The 14,850-nt window shown below is 65.3% G+C and carries 13 protein-coding genes and 1 rRNA gene; 11 read left to right on the plus strand and 3 right to left on the minus strand.

Annotated features, from left to right (window positions below; all coding sequences use genetic code 11):
- Window positions 1–110: 110 nt before the first annotated feature.
- Window positions 111–225: ribosomal RNA gene (rrf, locus tag CPBF1521_RS17275) — 5S ribosomal RNA — on the plus strand.
- Window positions 226–1,051: 826 nt separating this feature from the next.
- Here the strand turns inward: rrf and putA are convergent.
- Entirely contained in the window at window positions 1,052–4,252 is a 3,201-nt protein-coding gene (gene putA / locus CPBF1521_RS17280; protein ID WP_115677771.1) for a bifunctional proline dehydrogenase/L-glutamate gamma-semialdehyde dehydrogenase PutA, read from the minus strand.
- 289 nt (window positions 4,253–4,541) lie between these two features.
- Between putA and CPBF1521_RS17285 the strand changes: the two genes are divergently transcribed.
- From CPBF1521_RS17285 to CPBF1521_RS17310, 6 genes are read left to right on the plus strand one after another with little or no spacing between them, the layout of a single operon-like run.
- Entirely contained in the window at window positions 4,542–5,018 is a 477-nt protein-coding gene (locus CPBF1521_RS17285; RefSeq protein WP_115677772.1) for a DUF2244 domain-containing protein, read from the plus strand.
- Between the two features lie 16 nt (window positions 5,019–5,034).
- Window positions 5,035–5,979 carry a cytochrome c oxidase subunit II gene (coxB, locus tag CPBF1521_RS17290; RefSeq protein WP_115677773.1) on the plus strand — a complete coding sequence of 315 codons (945 nt, stop codon included), beginning with the start codon at window positions 5,035–5,037 and terminating at the stop codon, window positions 5,977–5,979.
- Window positions 5,980–6,018: 39 nt separating this feature from the next.
- The gene (gene ctaD, locus CPBF1521_RS17295) at window positions 6,019–7,623 is read left to right on the plus strand and encodes a cytochrome c oxidase subunit I (RefSeq protein ID WP_065032999.1); all 1,605 of its coding nucleotides are present in this window, start codon (window positions 6,019–6,021) and stop codon (window positions 7,621–7,623) included.
- A complete protein-coding gene (locus CPBF1521_RS17300; protein ID WP_104584137.1) occupies window positions 7,604–7,774 on the plus strand; it encodes a hypothetical protein in 171 nt (56 codons plus the stop codon). Before ctaD ends, CPBF1521_RS17300 begins: the two co-directional genes overlap by 20 nt.
- The gene (locus CPBF1521_RS17305) at window positions 7,771–8,367 is read left to right on the plus strand and encodes a cytochrome c oxidase assembly protein (protein ID WP_104584136.1); all 597 of its coding nucleotides are present in this window, start codon (window positions 7,771–7,773) and stop codon (window positions 8,365–8,367) included. The genes CPBF1521_RS17300 and CPBF1521_RS17305 overlap by 4 nt, the downstream gene beginning before the upstream one ends.
- Window positions 8,368–8,406: 39 nt before the next feature.
- Complete coding sequence (locus CPBF1521_RS17310) at window positions 8,407–9,282, plus strand: cytochrome c oxidase subunit 3 (RefSeq protein ID WP_104535425.1); 876 nt, start codon at window positions 8,407–8,409, stop codon at window positions 9,280–9,282.
- An 83-nt stretch (window positions 9,283–9,365) separates the two neighbouring features.
- Here CPBF1521_RS17310 and CPBF1521_RS17315 read toward each other — a convergent pair whose 3' ends face one another.
- Entirely contained in the window at window positions 9,366–9,584 is a 219-nt protein-coding gene (locus tag CPBF1521_RS17315; protein WP_006449736.1) for a twin transmembrane helix small protein, read from the minus strand.
- A gap of 60 nt (window positions 9,585–9,644) precedes the next feature.
- Between CPBF1521_RS17315 and CPBF1521_RS17320 the strand changes: the two genes are divergently transcribed.
- From CPBF1521_RS17320 to cyoE, 4 genes are read left to right on the plus strand one after another with little or no spacing between them, the layout of a single operon-like run.
- Window positions 9,645–10,370 carry an SURF1 family protein gene (locus tag CPBF1521_RS17320; protein ID WP_115677774.1) on the plus strand — a complete coding sequence of 242 codons (726 nt, stop codon included), beginning with the start codon at window positions 9,645–9,647 and terminating at the stop codon, window positions 10,368–10,370.
- A 27-nt stretch (window positions 10,371–10,397) separates the two neighbouring features.
- On the plus strand, window positions 10,398–10,973 hold the full coding sequence (locus CPBF1521_RS17325) for a hypothetical protein (protein WP_115677775.1): 576 nt from the start codon (window positions 10,398–10,400) through the stop codon (window positions 10,971–10,973).
- Window positions 10,974–10,983: 10 nt separating this feature from the next.
- On the plus strand, window positions 10,984–12,147 hold the full coding sequence (locus tag CPBF1521_RS17330) for a COX15/CtaA family protein (RefSeq protein ID WP_104584132.1): 1,164 nt from the start codon (window positions 10,984–10,986) through the stop codon (window positions 12,145–12,147).
- A gap of 2 nt (window positions 12,148–12,149) precedes the next feature.
- On the plus strand, window positions 12,150–13,046 hold the full coding sequence (gene cyoE / locus CPBF1521_RS17335; protein WP_115677776.1) for a heme o synthase: 897 nt from the start codon (window positions 12,150–12,152) through the stop codon (window positions 13,044–13,046).
- A 200-nt stretch (window positions 13,047–13,246) separates the two neighbouring features.
- Here the strand turns inward: cyoE and CPBF1521_RS17340 are convergent, their stop codons facing one another.
- Window positions 13,247–14,827 (minus strand): thioredoxin family protein, encoded by a 1,581-nt coding sequence (locus tag CPBF1521_RS17340; protein ID WP_115677777.1) that lies wholly within the window; start codon window positions 14,825–14,827, stop codon window positions 13,247–13,249.
- Window positions 14,828–14,850 lie beyond the last annotated feature (23 nt).

The raw sequence follows: 14,850 nt of genomic DNA on the forward strand, positions 1-14,850 counted from the left end.
TGGTCCCAACGAACGTTGGTAGATCATCAAACGCAAGCTACGTCACAAGTTAACTATGCGAGACTGGGCGCCTTAATCCGTTTCTTGGATGGCGACGCTCCAACCGTCTCCCTGGTGAAATTAGCGCTGTGGAACCACCCGATCCCATCCCGAACTCGGAAGTGAAACGCAGCTGCGCCGATGGTAGTGTGGCTCAAGCCATGCGAGAGTAGGTCATCGCCAGGGGCTTTACCCGAAACCCTCAGTCCAACAGGACTGAGGGTTTCTTTTTGTCCAAAATCCGCAACGTAACCGCCAAAAACACCGCGCGAGGACGCACGCGGACCAGCGGATCCGCATCCGCAGGCTCGACGCTCAGGCTGAGCCAGGCACTGGTGCCAGGGCTCGCGCCTGGCGCTTGCGTTGAAGCAGGACGCGCTAGCAAGGCCGAAAGGTCTGAATGTCACTGCAGAACTCGGACCGGCAAGCCGCAATCGGAGCAGGGCACCGATACCAGGACACGCGCTTGACGCTGGGGGCCCACTTCCTGGTACTGCAGCGCCATCCACCTTGCCCTGATGACCGCAAAGACATCTGTTTATCGATCGATTGGCATATGGTCAAAGAACCGACCAGTCAGTGCGTCGCCAGTGAAAGCACCTGAAAGCACCTGAAAGTACCTAAAAGTACTTAAAAGTACCTGTGATGGTGCTGGCTTCCCGCTTACAGATCGGCACAAGGAGCACCGGTCGCCGGCCAGTGCGGGCAAGTGGGGCCTGGTTGCACTCTAAAGGCGCCAGGCTCCTGGGACCATCAGGAACCCTGGGGACTATCAGGGGCCGTGGGACTATCGGGGCCATGCAATTCATCAAGATCGAAGTGACTGGGCGACTGGCCTATTCTTGGCCGCCATGCTGCTCACCGAGACTGCATCCGATACGCATGTGCTTGGCCACATCACTTATCGCCGTCGCATGAGGCATTAGCAGGGCACAAGCCAACAAAAAACCCCGCGTGAGCGGGGTTTTTTGGTCCAATCGACTGCACTATGACGCCTGCATCGAGGCGAGGATCAGTCGCCCAAGGTCAGCAGGGAGGCATTGCCACCGGCGGCGGTCGTGTTGACGGTGACGACCTTCTCGGTAGCGAAGCGCAGCAGGTAATGTGGACCCCCGGCTTTCGGGCCGGTGCCTGACAGGCCCTGGCCGCCGAAGGGTTGTACGCCGACGACCGCGCCGATCTGGTTACGGTTGACGTAGACATTGCCCACCGCAACGCGTGCGGTGATGCGATCGATGGTCTCGTCGATGCGCGAATGCACGCCCAGGGTCAGGCCATAGCCAGTGGCGTTGATCTGGTCGATGACGGCGTCGAGCTGGTCGGCCTTCCAACGAATGACGTGCAGCACAGGTCCGAAAACCTCGCGCTGCAGCTGCGCCAGCGAGGTCAGCTCGTACGCACGTAGTGCGAAAAAACTCCCGTTAGCGGCGGCCGGATCCAGGGTGGTGGAGCCGATCAGGCGGGCTTCGCGATCCATGCGCGCTGCATGATCATCGAGGATCTTGAGTGCATCTGCATCGATGACGGGACCAACGTCGGTGGACAGGAGCGCAGGATTGCCGATCTTCAATTCCCCCATGGCGCCGGCCAGCATGGTCATGACCTTGTCGGCGATGTCGTCCTGCACGAACAGCACACGGGCCGCCGAGCAGCGTTGGCCGGCGGACATGAAGGCGCTGGAGATCGCGTCCTTGACGACGGCTTCCGGCAACGAGGACGAGTCGGCGATGAAGGCGTTCTGGCCACCGGTTTCGGCAATCAGCACACCGATTGCGGCGTCGCGCGCAGCCAGGGTGCGGTTGATGACGCGTGCGGTCTCGGTGGAGCCAGTGAAGGCAACGCCCGCCACGCGCGGGTCATTGGTCAGCGCCGCGCCGACGGTGGCGCCGTCGCCCGGCAGGAACTGCACGACCGCCTCGGGGATGCCTGCTTCGTGCAGTAGCTTCACTGCGGCGTAGCCGATCAGGTTGGTCTGCTCTGCGGGCTTGGCGATGACGCTGTTGCCGGCGGCCAATGCGGCGGCGACCTGGCCCAGGAAGATGGCGAGCGGGAAGTTCCAGGGACTGATGCAGACGAATACGCCGCGGCCATGCAGCTGCAGTTCGTTGGATTCACCGGTCGGCCCGGGCAGGCGTTCGGGCGCACCGAACTGGGCGCGTGCCTGGCTGGCGTAATAACGCAGGAAGTCGACCGCCTCGCGCACCTCGGCCACGGCGTCGGGCAGGGTCTTGCCGGCCTCCTTGACGCAGATGGCCATGAACTCGGGCATGCGCGCTTCGAGCAGGTCGGCCGCATGCTCCAGGATGGTGGCGCGGCTGGCGGCAGGTGTGCGGTTCCAGGCCGGCTGCGCGGCAGCCGCGGTCGCCAACGCCGTCTGTACGGTGGCAGGATCGGCTGGCTGCCACTGCCCGACCGTGTCGCGGCGGTCTGCCGGGTTGAGCACGGCCTGGCTGGGCGTGCTGATCACCGCGCCGGGCACCAGCGGGCGGGCCTTCCACGGCTTGATGGCGGCATTGAGTTGCTCGGCCAGCTGCCGCAGATCGTTGTCGTTGGCGAGATTGGCGCCCATGGAATTTTTCCTGTGTTGGTTCTGGCTGCGCAGCAGATCGGTCGGCAGCGGAATCTTGGGATGCGGAATGGAGCCGAACGAGGACACTGCTTCGACCGGATCACGGATCAGCTCTTCGATGGCGACGTCCTCGTCGGTGATGCGATTGACGAAGCTGGAATTGGCGCCGTTTTCGAGCAGGCGTCGCACAAGGTACGGCAGCAGATCCTCGTGCGAGCCGACCGGTGCGTACACGCGGCAGGGCAGCCCCAGGCGATCGGCCGGAATCACTTCGGCATACAGGTCATCGCCCATGCCGTGCAGTTTCTGGTGTTCGTACACCTTGCCGCCGGAGATCGCGCGGACCGCCGCGATGGTCTGCGCGTTGTGCGTGGCGAACATCGGGTACAGCGCATCGCTGTGCGCGAACATGCGACGTGCGCAGGCCAGGTACGACACGTCGGTATTCTGCTTGCGGGTAAATACCGGATAGCCGGGGTGACCTTCGATCTGTGCGCGCTTGATCTCCGCGTCCCAGTACGCGCCCTTGACCAGACGCACCGGAATCCGACGGCCGACGCGGCGTGCCAGGTCGGCCAGGAAATCGATCGTGTACGGCGTGCGCTTCTGGTAGGCCTGCACTGCCAGGCCATAGCCCTCCCATCCATCCAGCGACGGGTCGGAGAACGTGGCCTCGATGATGTCCAGCGACAGTTCCAGGCGGTCGGCTTCTTCGGCATCGACGGTGTAGCCGATGCCGTAGGACTTGGCCAGTTGCGCCAGCTCGAGCACGCCCGGGACCAGCTCGGCCATCACGCGCGCACGCTTGGCATGTTCGTAGCGCGGATACAGTGCGGACAATTTGATCGAGATGCTGGGCGCTGCGAATACATCGGTGCCGACGAAACTGCCGCTGCGGCCGATCGCGTGGATGGCATCGCGGTATGCCTGCAAGTAGCGCTGCGCATCCTTCATGGTCAATGCGCCTTCGCCGAGCATGTCGAACGAATAGCGGTAATCGGCGTTGTCGCCCTTGCGCGAGCGCGAGAGGGCTTCACCGATGGTGCGGCCCATGACGAACTGGTGGCCCATGATCTTCATCGCCTGGCGCACGGCCAGGCGAATCACCGGCTCGCCGACGCGGCCGATCAGGCGCTTGAACGCGCCCGGCACGTCGGCGCGGGTGAGGTCGTTGAGCTGCACCAGCTTGCCGGTGAGCATCAGGCCCCAGGTCGATGCGTTGACCAGCACCGAGTCGCTGCCGCCGACGTGCTTCTTCCAGTCCGCATCGCCGAGCTTGTCGCGGATCAGCTTGTCTGCGGTGTCCTGGTCGGGAATGCGCAACAGCGCCTCGGCCACGCACATCAGCAATACGCCTTCTTCGCTGCCCAGGTCGTACTGGCGCATGAAGGCCTCGATCGCGCCCTGGTCCTGCGCACGTGCGCGGACGCGGGTGACCAGGTCGGCGGCAAGCGCCTGCACCTTGGCCTGCTCGGCGGCGGGCAGCCGCGCCTGGTCGAGCAGTTCGCGTACGTGCTCGGTTTCGTCCTTGAGCCATGCGGCGGTGATCGCCGCACGCAATGCGCCGGGTGCGGCAGGCAGCTCGGGCGCCAACAGCGGGCGCGCAACTGAGGGAGAGGCAAGCGGGTCGAGCTGAGCGTTCATGCGTAGGGCGCCTGGGAATCCGTGCTCATTCTAGAGAGCCGCGGGCTCCGCGCACTTGTGTGGAAGCGGCAGCTTTTCCGCCGTTTTGTGCACGTGGCCAGCGCAGGCCCAAGCGGGCTCGATCGTTGCCGGCCACGGGCACGGGGATCGCTGCCGGCATCGGGAAGTGATTGATTTACGCGTGTTTTTAGCTGCACTGCAGCAATTCGATGATTGCCGGAAACGCTTGCCGCCTGCGTTCGCGCGGGTCTACCATCGGGCTGTTCCCGCAGCGCGCTGCGTGTTGCCAATGATCGAAGTACTGCCGTTGATGTCCGAAGGGGTCGGGACGCAGTTGCGGTTGCGGCCTCCGCGGGCATTGTCGGCCAGGCAGTTCTTGCAGTTGTTCGCAGTATTGGCGGGAACGATGTGGGTATTTGCGGGCCTGGGGTGGTGGACCGGCAATGCATTCGCGCCGGTGTTCGCCCTGTTGCACAGTGGTGTGGTGGCGCTGGCGCTACGGCAGTTGTGGCGAAGTGGCGAGCGCGAAGAAGCGATCCGGGTGGGAGACACCGTCGTCGAGGTGTTTGCGTCCGGGAATGCGCCACCAGCGTTTCAGGCACATCCGCATTGGGTGCGGTTATGCATGGAACGCGACGACAGGGTGGTGCTGGTCAGCAGCGGCAAGCAGATCGAGATCGGAAGTTTTCTCGGGCCGGCCGAACGTGTGGAACTGGCAACTACGCTGAAACGCTTGCTCGCGGCCGCCAATGGCCGTCACCGATGACGTAAGGGTCTAGGCAATGACGCAACGCAGCAGCTGGAAGGCGACGTATTCGAAGATGGCTTTGGCGATGGCGGCGCTGCTGGGCGCACCGGCTGCCTGGGCGCAATCGGCCGATCCGAAGGAATGGCAGCTCAACATGGGCCGCGGGGTCACCCAGACCGCGCGCATGGCCTACGAGGCGCACATGGTGGCGCTGTGGGTCTGCGTGGTGATCGGCGCGCTGGTGTTCGGTGCCATGGGCTATGCGATCTTCAAGTTCCGCAAGTCCAAGGGCGCTGTGGCTGCGCAGTTCAGTCACAACACCACGGCCGAGGTGTTGTGGACGGTGATTCCGGTGCTGGTGCTGATTGCGATGGCCTGGCCGGCAACGGCCAAGCTGATCGCGATGTACGACACCCGCGAGTCGGAAATGACCGTCAAGGTCACCGGCTACCAGTGGATGTGGAAATACGAGTATCTGGGCCAGGGCGTGGAATTCACCAGCCGGCTGGCGCGCGAGTCCGACCGCATCCGCCAGAGTGGTGAGCGTCCGACCGCTGCCTCGCAACCGCATTACCTGCTGGATGTGGACAACCGCCTGGTGCTGCCGGTCGGGACCAAGATCCGTTTCGTGATCACCGCCGACGACGTGATCCATGCGTGGTGGGTGCCGGCCCTGGGCTGGAAGCAGGACGCCATCCCCGGCATCGTCAACGAGGCATGGACCAACATCGAGCAGCCGGGCGTGTATCGGGGCCAGTGCGCCGAATTGTGCGGCAAGGACCATGGCTTCATGCCGATCGTGGTGGAGGCGCTGCCCAAGGCTGAATTCCAGCGCTGGCTGGCCGCGCGTCGCAGTGCCAATGCATCGCCTGCTGCACCGGCGGGCGCCCCCGCACCGGCGCCGGCGTCCACCCCTGCAGCAACGCCTGCCGGCGAGGCTGCGCCTGCTCCGGCCGCCGCGCCGACTGCCGCTCTTTAATCGCCCGCAACCGCATCGCTTCGTAGAGGTCGTTCCGTCATGGCGCATACCGCAGTCGATCACCACGGACACCACCAGCCCGGTTTCGTCGAGCGCTGGTTCTTCTCGACCAATCACAAGGACATCGGCACGCTGTACCTGCTGTTTTCCTTCGTGATGTTCATCATCGGCGCGGCGATGAGCGTGGTGATCCGCGCCGAACTCATGCAGCCCGGGCTGCAGTTCGTCAAACCCGAATTCTTCAACCAGATGACCACCGTGCATGCACTGGTGATGATCTTCGGCGGCGTGATGCCGGCCTTCGTCGGCCTGGCCAACTGGATGATTCCGCTGCAGATCGGCGCGCCGGACATGGCGTTGCCGCGCATGAACAACTGGTCCTTCTGGTTGCTGCCGGTGGCCTTCACCCTGCTGCTGCTGACGTTGTTCCTGCCCGGCGGTGCGCCGGCCGGCGGCTGGACGCTGTATCCGCCGCTGTCGCTGCAGGGCGGCTACAACGTGGCCTTCAGCGTGTTTGCAATTCACGTGGCCGGCGTCAGTTCGATCATGGGCGCGATCAACATCATCGCCACCGTGCTCAACATGCGCGCGCCCGGCATCGATCTGTTGAAGATGCCGATCTTCTGCTGGGCCTGGCTGATCACCGCCTTCCTGCTGATCGCGGTGATGCCGGTGCTGGCCGGTGCAGTGACCATGCTGCTGACCGACAAGTTCTTCGGCACCAGCTTCTTCAACGCGGCCGGCGGCGGCGACCCGGTGATGTACCAGCACATCTTCTGGTTCTTCGGGCACCCGGAGGTCTACATCATGATCCTGCCGGCGTTCGGCGTGGTCAGCGAGATCATCCCGACCTTCAGCCGCAAGCCGCTGTTCGGGTATCAGGCGATGGTGTATGCGATCGCGGCGATCGCGTTCCTGAGCTTCATCGTGTGGGCGCACCACATGTTCACCGTGGGCATGCCGCTCGGTGGCGAAATCTACTTCATGTTCGCCACGATGCTGATCTCCATCCCGACCGGGGTGAAGGTGTTCAACTGGGTCAGCACGATGTGGAAGGGCTCGCTGACGTTCGAATCGCCGATGCTGTGGGCAGTGGCCTTCGTGATCCTTTTCAGCATCGGTGGATTCTCGGGCCTGATGCTGGCGATCGTGCCGGCGGATTTCCAGTACCACGACACGTATTTTGTGGTCGCGCATTTCCATTACGTGCTGGTCACCGGAGCGGTGTTCGCGTTGATCGCGGCGGTCTACTACTGGTGGCCGAAATGGACCGGGCGGATGTACAACGAAACCTGGGCCAAGTTCCATTTCTGGTGGACGATGGTGTTCGTCAACCTGCTGTTCTTCCCGCAGCACTTCCTCGGCCTGGCCGGCATGCCGCGGCGGATTCCCGACTACAACGTGGTGTTCGCCGACTGGAACCTGATCAGCTCGATCGGCGCGTTCGGCATGTTCGCCACGCCGTTCCTGATGGCCGGCATCCTGCTCGCCTCGTTACGCAGTGGCGCCAAGGCCGACGCACGGGCCTGGGAAGGCGCCAGGGGACTGGAGTGGACGGTGCCGTCGCCGGCACCGGCGCATACCTTCACCGTGCCACCGGTGATCAAGCCTGGAGATCTTGCGCATGAAGACATCGGTCACTGAGTCGGCGCCGGCAGCGGTGGCGCGCCTGCTCTCGGCTGCCGAACGGCAGGCGCAACAGCGTCGCGCGGTGCGCCGCACGGCGATCACCGTCGGCATCATCGCGCTGCTGATCTACGCGGGTTTCATCGCGTCGGGAGTCATCGGGCGGTGAATGCGCGGGCGCCCGCACCTGCACCGACGGCCGGCTTGTTCAAGCTGCTGGGCGTGGTGCTGGGCGTGTTCGTGCTGACCTTTTCGCTGGTGCCGCTGTATCGCATCGCATGCGAAAAAGTCTTCGGCATCCGCATGGAGCGCGCACCGGGCAGCACGCGTGCCAATGGCGCGGCGATTGCAGGGCCTGGCAAACGCACGGTGCGGGTGGAGTTCGATGCCGGGGTCAATTCCAAGCTGCCGTGGACCTTCCATCCCGAGCAGATGACGATGGATGTGGTGCCGGGCGAACTCAACGAGGCGCTGTATTTTGCGCGCAACGACAGCGCGCGTGCGGTGGTCGGCAGTGCGGTGCCATCGGTCGCACCGGCGCGCGCGTCCGGATACTTCAACAAGACCGAATGTTTCTGTTTTACCGCGCAGACCTTGCAGGCCGGCGAAACGCGCGACATGCCGCTGCGTTTCATCGTCGACCCTGCGCTGCCGCCGGAAGTCACCACGATCACCCTGTCCTACACGTTCTATCGCAACGACACCCTGACCTCGGAGCTGCAGGGCGGTGGCGCATCCAGCGCGCCGCGCGCCGCGCCGTAATTCCTCATCCACACGCAGCACCGACACGGAAGCAACGCCATGGCCGACCACAGTCCCAACGCCGATGCGTATTTCGTCCCGAGCCAGAGCAAGTGGCCCTTTGTCGGGTCGATTGCGATGTTCGTGATGATGATCGGCGTGGCCAGCTGGCTCAACGATGCGGCATGGGGACGCTGGACGTTCTTCGTCGGCATGGCGATGCTGCTGGCGACCTTGTTCATGTGGTTTGGCGATGTCATCCGCGAATCCAATGCCGGGCACTACAACCGCCAGGTGGACGGCTCCTTCCGCATGGGGATGGTGTGGTTCATCTTTTCCGAGGTGATGTTCTTCGGCGCCTTCTTCGGTGCGCTGTTCTACACGCGCGTGCTGACGCTGCCCTGGCTGGGCGGCGAAGGCGATGGCGTGATGACCAACGAACTGCTGTGGAACGGCTATTCCGCTGCATGGCCGACCAATGGTCCCGGCACGATCGGTGGGCAGTTCCAGACCATTCCCGCCTGGGGCCTGCCGCTGATCAATACGCTGATCCTGCTCAGCTCCGGCGTGACCTTGACCATTGCGCACCACGCGCTCAAGGGCGGCCGTCGCGGCGCGCTATTGCTGTGGCTGGGCCTGACCGTGCTGCTGGGCTGCGTGTTCCTGTTCCTGCAGGCGGAGGAATACATCCACGCCTACACCGAGCTCAATCTGACGCTGGGATCTGGCATCTACGGCTCGACCTTCTTCATGCTCACCGGCTTCCACGGCATGCACGTGCTGCTGGGCACGATCATGCTGGCGGTGATGTGGCTGCGTGTCGCGCGCGGGCACTTCACCCGCGACAACCACTTCGCCTTCGAAGCGGCCGCCTGGTACTGGCACTTCGTCGACGTGGTGTGGCTGGCGCTATTCCTGTTCGTGTATGTACTTTGAGAATCGGGAATCGGGAATCGGGAATCGGGAATCGCAAGAGCGAGCCCCTTTCTTGCTTTTACGATTCCCCATTCCCAGCCGCATCAGCGGCCGAGCCCATGCGGCTTGATCCAGCCGGTATAGATGCCCAGGATCACCACGGCGATCAGTGCGACTGAGAGGCCGATGCGCCAGGTCAGTGCGTTGACGGTACGCTTGGTTTCGCCACGGTCGGTGAGCAGGTAGTACAGGCCTGCGCCCAGGTTCCACAGGATCACGATCAGGAAGGCGACAATCAGCAACGTCTTGAGCGAATCGTTCACAACAGCCCCGGTGGTCGTCGGCGTGGTAGCGGCATTGCACGCCTTTTTGCGTCGCTTGTCATGATGCGCAAGCACACGGCGGTGCTGGGATGGTGCCTGGCCGTGCTGGTCAGCGCGGGTTTTGTGGCGCTTGGACAGTGGCAGCTGCAGCGCATGCACGACAAACAGGCGTTGCTGGAACGCGCGGCGCAGGTGCGGCAGACGCCGTTGACCCTGGTGCAGGCCCTGGCCACGCCGCATGCGCTGGCCTGGGTGAGCGGACAGGTGCGGTTTCTGCCGCAGCAGGTGCTGCTGGACAACCAGCTGCATGCCGGGCGCGCCGGTGTGCGGATCTATCAGCTTGCCGCCCCGCAGGGCAGCCCCGTCACGCTGCTGGTCGATCTGGGCTGGCTGCCGTTGCCGGCCAATCGGCAATTGCCGAGGATCACGCCGCTGCAAGGGACCCATACGCTGCAGGGGTTGCTGGGTGCGCCGCCCTCGGCCGGGCTTGCGATGGGGCCGGCGTTGTCGGCTGCCGATGCGCCGCAGACCTGGCTGGCTACGCGTCTGGAGACCACCGCCCTGCGCAGCGCGCTTGGCAGGCGCGACATTTCGTCGCAGGTCCTGCGCCTGGATCCGGCCCTGCCGGTTGGTTACGCACGCGACCTGGAGATGCTGCCGAATACGCTTCCGCCCGCGCGGCACTTGGGTTATGCGGTGCAATGGTTCGGTCTGGCCGCAGCCGTGCTGGTCACCGCGACGCTGCTGACGTGGCGTGCGCGTCGCCGCCGTCGACGCGGGCACTGACGCCTGCGGCATGAGAAAATCGCCGGCATGACCTCCTCCACATCGGCCACGCCGCATTCGGTCAAACGCGGCCGCAGGATGCTGATTGCCCTGGCGGTGCTGTTCTTCGGCTCGATGTTGCTGGCCGGCGTGCTGCGCTTCTCCGGATGGCAGCCGGCATCGATGCGCAATCACGGCGAGTTGCTCCAGCCGCCCGCCGACCTGCGCGGGTTGGTGCCGGTGCGCGCGGACGGGCAGCCGTATGCCTGGACGCCTGCCGAACGCGTGTGGCGGATTGCGCTCGCGCCGCCGGCCCGTTGTACGCAGCAATGCGTGACGCTGGCGGCCGAACTGGACAAGGTGTGGCAACTGCTCGGGCATCGCGCCGACAAGGTGGAGGTGTTGTGGATCGGCACCCCGCCGGCCGGGTTGCCGCCGATGCCGGCCCTGCGTGTGCTGCGCGACGACGCGCGGCTGCGGCAGGGCCTGCCGCGTGCCGACGATGCCGCCGGCGTGCCGGTGTATGTGATCGACCCCAACGGCTTCGTGATCCTGCGCTATGCCCCGGGGTTCGACCCGGCCGGCCTGCGTGCCGATCTGGTCAAGCTGCTGAAACTGATGTGAGCCCGTTTCGATGAATCTGTTTGCGCCACCGGCATTGTTCCGCCACTTCCATCGCATGGCCTGGCTGGCTGCGCTGTTCACTGCGAGCACGATCCTGTTCGGGTCGTTCGTGCGGCTGTCCGATGCCGGCATGAGCTGCCCGGACTGGCCCACCTGCTACGGCCGTGTCACCTGGCCACAGACCAGCGACGAAGCCAACGCGCATGTGGCCAGCAAGATCCGGCCGCTGGAATCGCACAAGGCCTGGCGCGAGCAGGTGCACCGCTTCCTGGCCGGCGCGCTCGGGGTGGAGGTGCTGGTGTTGTCGTTGTTGGCGGTGCGCCGCCGCCGCATGGGCATCGCCCAGGTGGTCGCTGCCGCGGTGCTGGTGGCGTTGTCCATTCCGCTGTACATGTCCGGCTGGCACACGCTGGCGTTCGGCGTGGCGATCGCGGGCGAGGCCATCCTGCTGCTGGCGGCGCTGCGCTGGAGCAATATCGATCTGGCACGTGCGGCGGTGCTGACGCTGGCAGTGGTGATCTTCCAGGCGCTGCTGGGCATGTGGACGGTGACGTTGCTGCTCAAGCCCATCGTGGTGATGGGCCATCTGCTCGGCGGCATGCTGATGTTCTCGCTGCTGGTGTGGATGGCCTGGCGCGCAACCCACTTGCCGATCACGCTGGCGGACGCATCGCGGCTCACCTGGCTGTTGCGCGCGGGCGTGGCGGTGCTGGGCCTGCAGATCGCGCTTGGCGGCTGGGTCAGTGCCAATTACGCGGCGCTGGCCTGTGGCGGCGGCAGCTGGTCGGCCGACAATTTCCCGCGTTGCGTCAGCCAGTGGTGGCCGCCGCACGACTTCCGCGAAGGCTTCACGCTGTGGCGCGGGATCGGAGTGGATTACGAAGGCGGTGTGCTCGATGGCGCAGCGCGTATCGCCATCCAGATGGCGCACCGGTTGTGGGCCATTGCGACGGCGCTGTATCTGTGGTGGCTGGCCTGGCGTCTGTCGCGCTCGCCGGGCATGCGCGTGTGGGCCGGTGCGCTGGCGGTGCTGGTGGCGGTGCAGGTGACGCTGGGCATGCTCAACGTCAAGTTGGCCCTGCCGCTGGAAGTGTCGGTGCTGCATAACGGCGGCGCAGTTGCGCTCCTGTTCGTGCTGGTCTCGCTGCTGGCGCGGCTGCGCGCGCCGGAGTGAGCATGGCCGTCAGCGCACGCGACTACTGGGATCTGACCAAACCCAAGGTGGTGGCACTGATCGTGTTCACCGCCTTGGTGGGCATGTTCCTGGCCATCCCGGATGTCCCGACGTGGCTGCAGGTGCGCACCGGTGCATTGGGCTTTCTGGGCATCTGGCTGGCGGCATCGGCTGCGGCGGCGATCAACCAGTTGCTGGATGCCAAGATCGACGCGCAGATGGCACGCACCTCATGGCGGCCGCTGGTGGTGGGCAAGGTGCGGCCGTGGCAGGTGCTGCTGTTTGCCAGCGTGCTGATCGTGATCTCCATGACCATCCTGGTGGTCTGGGTGAACGTGATCACCGCGGTGCTGACGTTTGCGTCGCTGATCGGTTACGCGGTGATCTACACCGTGTACCTGAAGCGTGCGACCTCGCAGAACATCGTGATCGGCGGCCTGGCCGGTGCCACGCCGCCGATGCTGGGCTGGGCCGCAGTGACCGGCTTGCCGACCAGCGCCGACTGGATCAACGCCTCGCTGCTGGTGCTGATCATCTTCATCTGGACGCCGCCGCATTTCTGGGCGCTGGCGATCTTCCGGCGTGCCGATTACGCCAAGGCGGCGATCCCGATGCTGCCGGTCACCCATGGCGTGCCGCATACGCGCAAGCAGATCCTGGTGTACACGGTGCTGCTGGCGATCGTGACCCTGTTGCCGGTGGTGGTGGGCATGAGCGGGCTGTTCTACCTGGGCGGCGCGGTGGTGCTCAACGTGGTGTTCCTCTGGTACGCCTGGCGCATGCTCGACCCGCCGGACGAGCTGTTCTCGATGAAGATGTTCGGTTACTCCATCGTCTACCTGATGGCGCTGTTCGCGTTTCTGATGGTGGACCACCTGCTGTTGCCGTGGGTGCGCTAGCGGCAGCGAACGCCCGCTGCTGCCATCAAGGCGATCGATAGGGCTGCGGCCGAGGCAGCCGTCAGGCGGATGCGGCCGGTGGCTGGAACCGGCCCATCTCGCTCTTACACGTCAGTTGTGCGCGCGGCTGGGCATCCGGCGCGCAATCGCTACTTAGCGCACTCAAATTCGTGGCGTGCTGGCTGCTCGCTCACGCCGGCTCAGCTCAACCAGCTGGCGCACTCGCTGGTGTTCTTGCTGTCACAGCTGCTCTGCATCTTCTGCTGCAGGCGCGCCAGCACCGCATTGCCGTCCTGGTGATGCTGCTTGCTCCAGGTCTTCAAGGCAGCGCCCAGCGTGGCAAAGCGCTGCCGGGTACGTTGGCGGTAGCCATCGGGTTGCCCGGCCAGTTCGCCGATCACCTGCGTGGCAGCGGCTTCGATGCCGGCGGTGTCGTCCGGGCTGAGCCGGATCAGCCCATCCACGTACATCACGCCCCACTGCACGCGGGTGGCCGGCCCTTGCGCGCTTTCGTACGCCTTCCTGAGCCAGGACAGCGCGGTCTTCTTATCGCCGCGTTGTTCGGCCAGGTCGGCCAGTTCGGGCATGTAGTAGTAAGGCGTCTTGCTGCGCGTCAACTCGGCCAGCAGCAACTGTTCGGCGCCGCTGCGGTCGCCCACCTCGCCGAGCAACGCTGCGGCGGTGCTGATGGTGGACTGGCGTTCCTCATCGGTCCTGGCGGTGTCGGTGGCCCATTGCACGCGTTGCTGCACGGTGTCGACCACGGTCTTGGGCAGCGGCGGTTGCGCGCCCTTGGCCTCGGTCTCGGTGGGCTGACCTTGCGCCAGGCGGGCCAGCTGGATCCGTGCGTACGCGGTGCCGAGCCGGTCGGCGATCGGCAATGCGGGGTCGGCATAGATCTTGTCCAGCGCCAGATTCAGCGCGTTGGACAAGGTGGTGCGCTCGCCGGCATCGCTGCTGGCAGCGGCGACCAGCCGTGCGGGCATGTAGCTCAGCGTGCCGAGATTGGAACGCACCTCTGCCGGGTCGGCCAGCACCGCTTCCAGCAAGCTGCGCGACGCCGCGCTGGCGGCCGGTGGGTGCTTGGCTGCAGTAATCGCTGCCAGGGCGAAGCTGCGTTGCAGGGCCGGTTGCGGCGCCGACCTGGACAGGCGCGTGAGCACATCGACGGCCTGCTCCGGCTTGACCAGCCGGTCGTCGGTGCCCCAGGCGTAGTTGCCGAGCACGGCCCAGTCGTCCGCGCTGAGTTGCTGCGGGCGCTGCAATGCGGTGTCGAGCAGTTGCCTGACGGTGCTGGTGCTCTTGGCGGCCACGCGCAAGACATCGGCCAGACGCGCGTTGTCGGCATCGCCGGCCAGGCGGGTGATCTCGCTGCGATCCGGACGCAGCACGATGATGGTCGGATAGCCCTTGATGCCGAAGCGCTCGCCCCAGGCCTGCGCGCCCTCCGAATCGCCATCCAGATGCACCGCCACGAATTGCTGGGTGCGGGCGATGAAGGTAGGGTCCTTGAACAAGGTGGCTTTCAGGCGATTGCAGGGCGGGCACCAGGCCGCACCCCAGTACAACAGGATCGGCTTGCCGCTTTCCCTGGCCTCGGCGAAGGCATCGTCGACATCGCCCTCGCGCCAGGCAATGCTGGACGCGGGCGCCGGCGTGGTCGCTGCCCCGGTCTGCGCGGGGGCGGCCGGCGTGGCGGGCTTGTTGCAGGCGGTGAGCGTGGCCAGTACCGCCAGCAGCGCGATCAGGGGCGGGGCAAGGCGTCGGAACGGCAGCGTCATGGCAATCACCGATGGGCGTGGCA

It is taken from the genome of Xanthomonas euroxanthea (genome assembly GCF_900476395.1).
Classification (GTDB): Bacteria; Pseudomonadota; Gammaproteobacteria; order Xanthomonadales; family Xanthomonadaceae; genus Xanthomonas; species Xanthomonas euroxanthea.

What these genes read in the sequence shown, in the direction of transcription:
- CPBF1521_RS17285 (WP_115677772.1), top strand. Translation starts at nt 4,542, where the DNA reads ATGATCGAAGTACTGCCGTTGATGTCCGAAGGGGTCGGGACGCAGTTG.
- CPBF1521_RS17340 (WP_115677777.1), bottom strand. Translation starts at nt 14,827, where the DNA reads ATGACGCTGCCGTTCCGACGCCTTGCCCCGCCCCTGATCGCGCTGCTG.
- CPBF1521_RS17300 (WP_104584137.1), top strand. Translation starts at nt 7,604, where the DNA reads ATGAAGACATCGGTCACTGAGTCGGCGCCGGCAGCGGTGGCGCGCCTG.
- ctaD (WP_065032999.1), top strand. Translation starts at nt 6,019, where the DNA reads ATGGCGCATACCGCAGTCGATCACCACGGACACCACCAGCCCGGTTTC.
- CPBF1521_RS17320 (WP_115677774.1), top strand. Translation starts at nt 9,645, where the DNA reads ATGATGCGCAAGCACACGGCGGTGCTGGGATGGTGCCTGGCCGTGCTG.
- CPBF1521_RS17325 (WP_115677775.1), top strand. Translation starts at nt 10,398, where the DNA reads ATGACCTCCTCCACATCGGCCACGCCGCATTCGGTCAAACGCGGCCGC.
- putA (WP_115677771.1), bottom strand. Translation starts at nt 4,252, where the DNA reads ATGAACGCTCAGCTCGACCCGCTTGCCTCTCCCTCAGTTGCGCGCCCG.
- coxB (WP_115677773.1), top strand. Translation starts at nt 5,035, where the DNA reads ATGACGCAACGCAGCAGCTGGAAGGCGACGTATTCGAAGATGGCTTTG.
- CPBF1521_RS17310 (WP_104535425.1), top strand. Translation starts at nt 8,407, where the DNA reads ATGGCCGACCACAGTCCCAACGCCGATGCGTATTTCGTCCCGAGCCAG.
- cyoE (WP_115677776.1), top strand. Translation starts at nt 12,150, where the DNA reads ATGGCCGTCAGCGCACGCGACTACTGGGATCTGACCAAACCCAAGGTG.
- CPBF1521_RS17330 (WP_104584132.1), top strand. Translation starts at nt 10,984, where the DNA reads ATGAATCTGTTTGCGCCACCGGCATTGTTCCGCCACTTCCATCGCATG.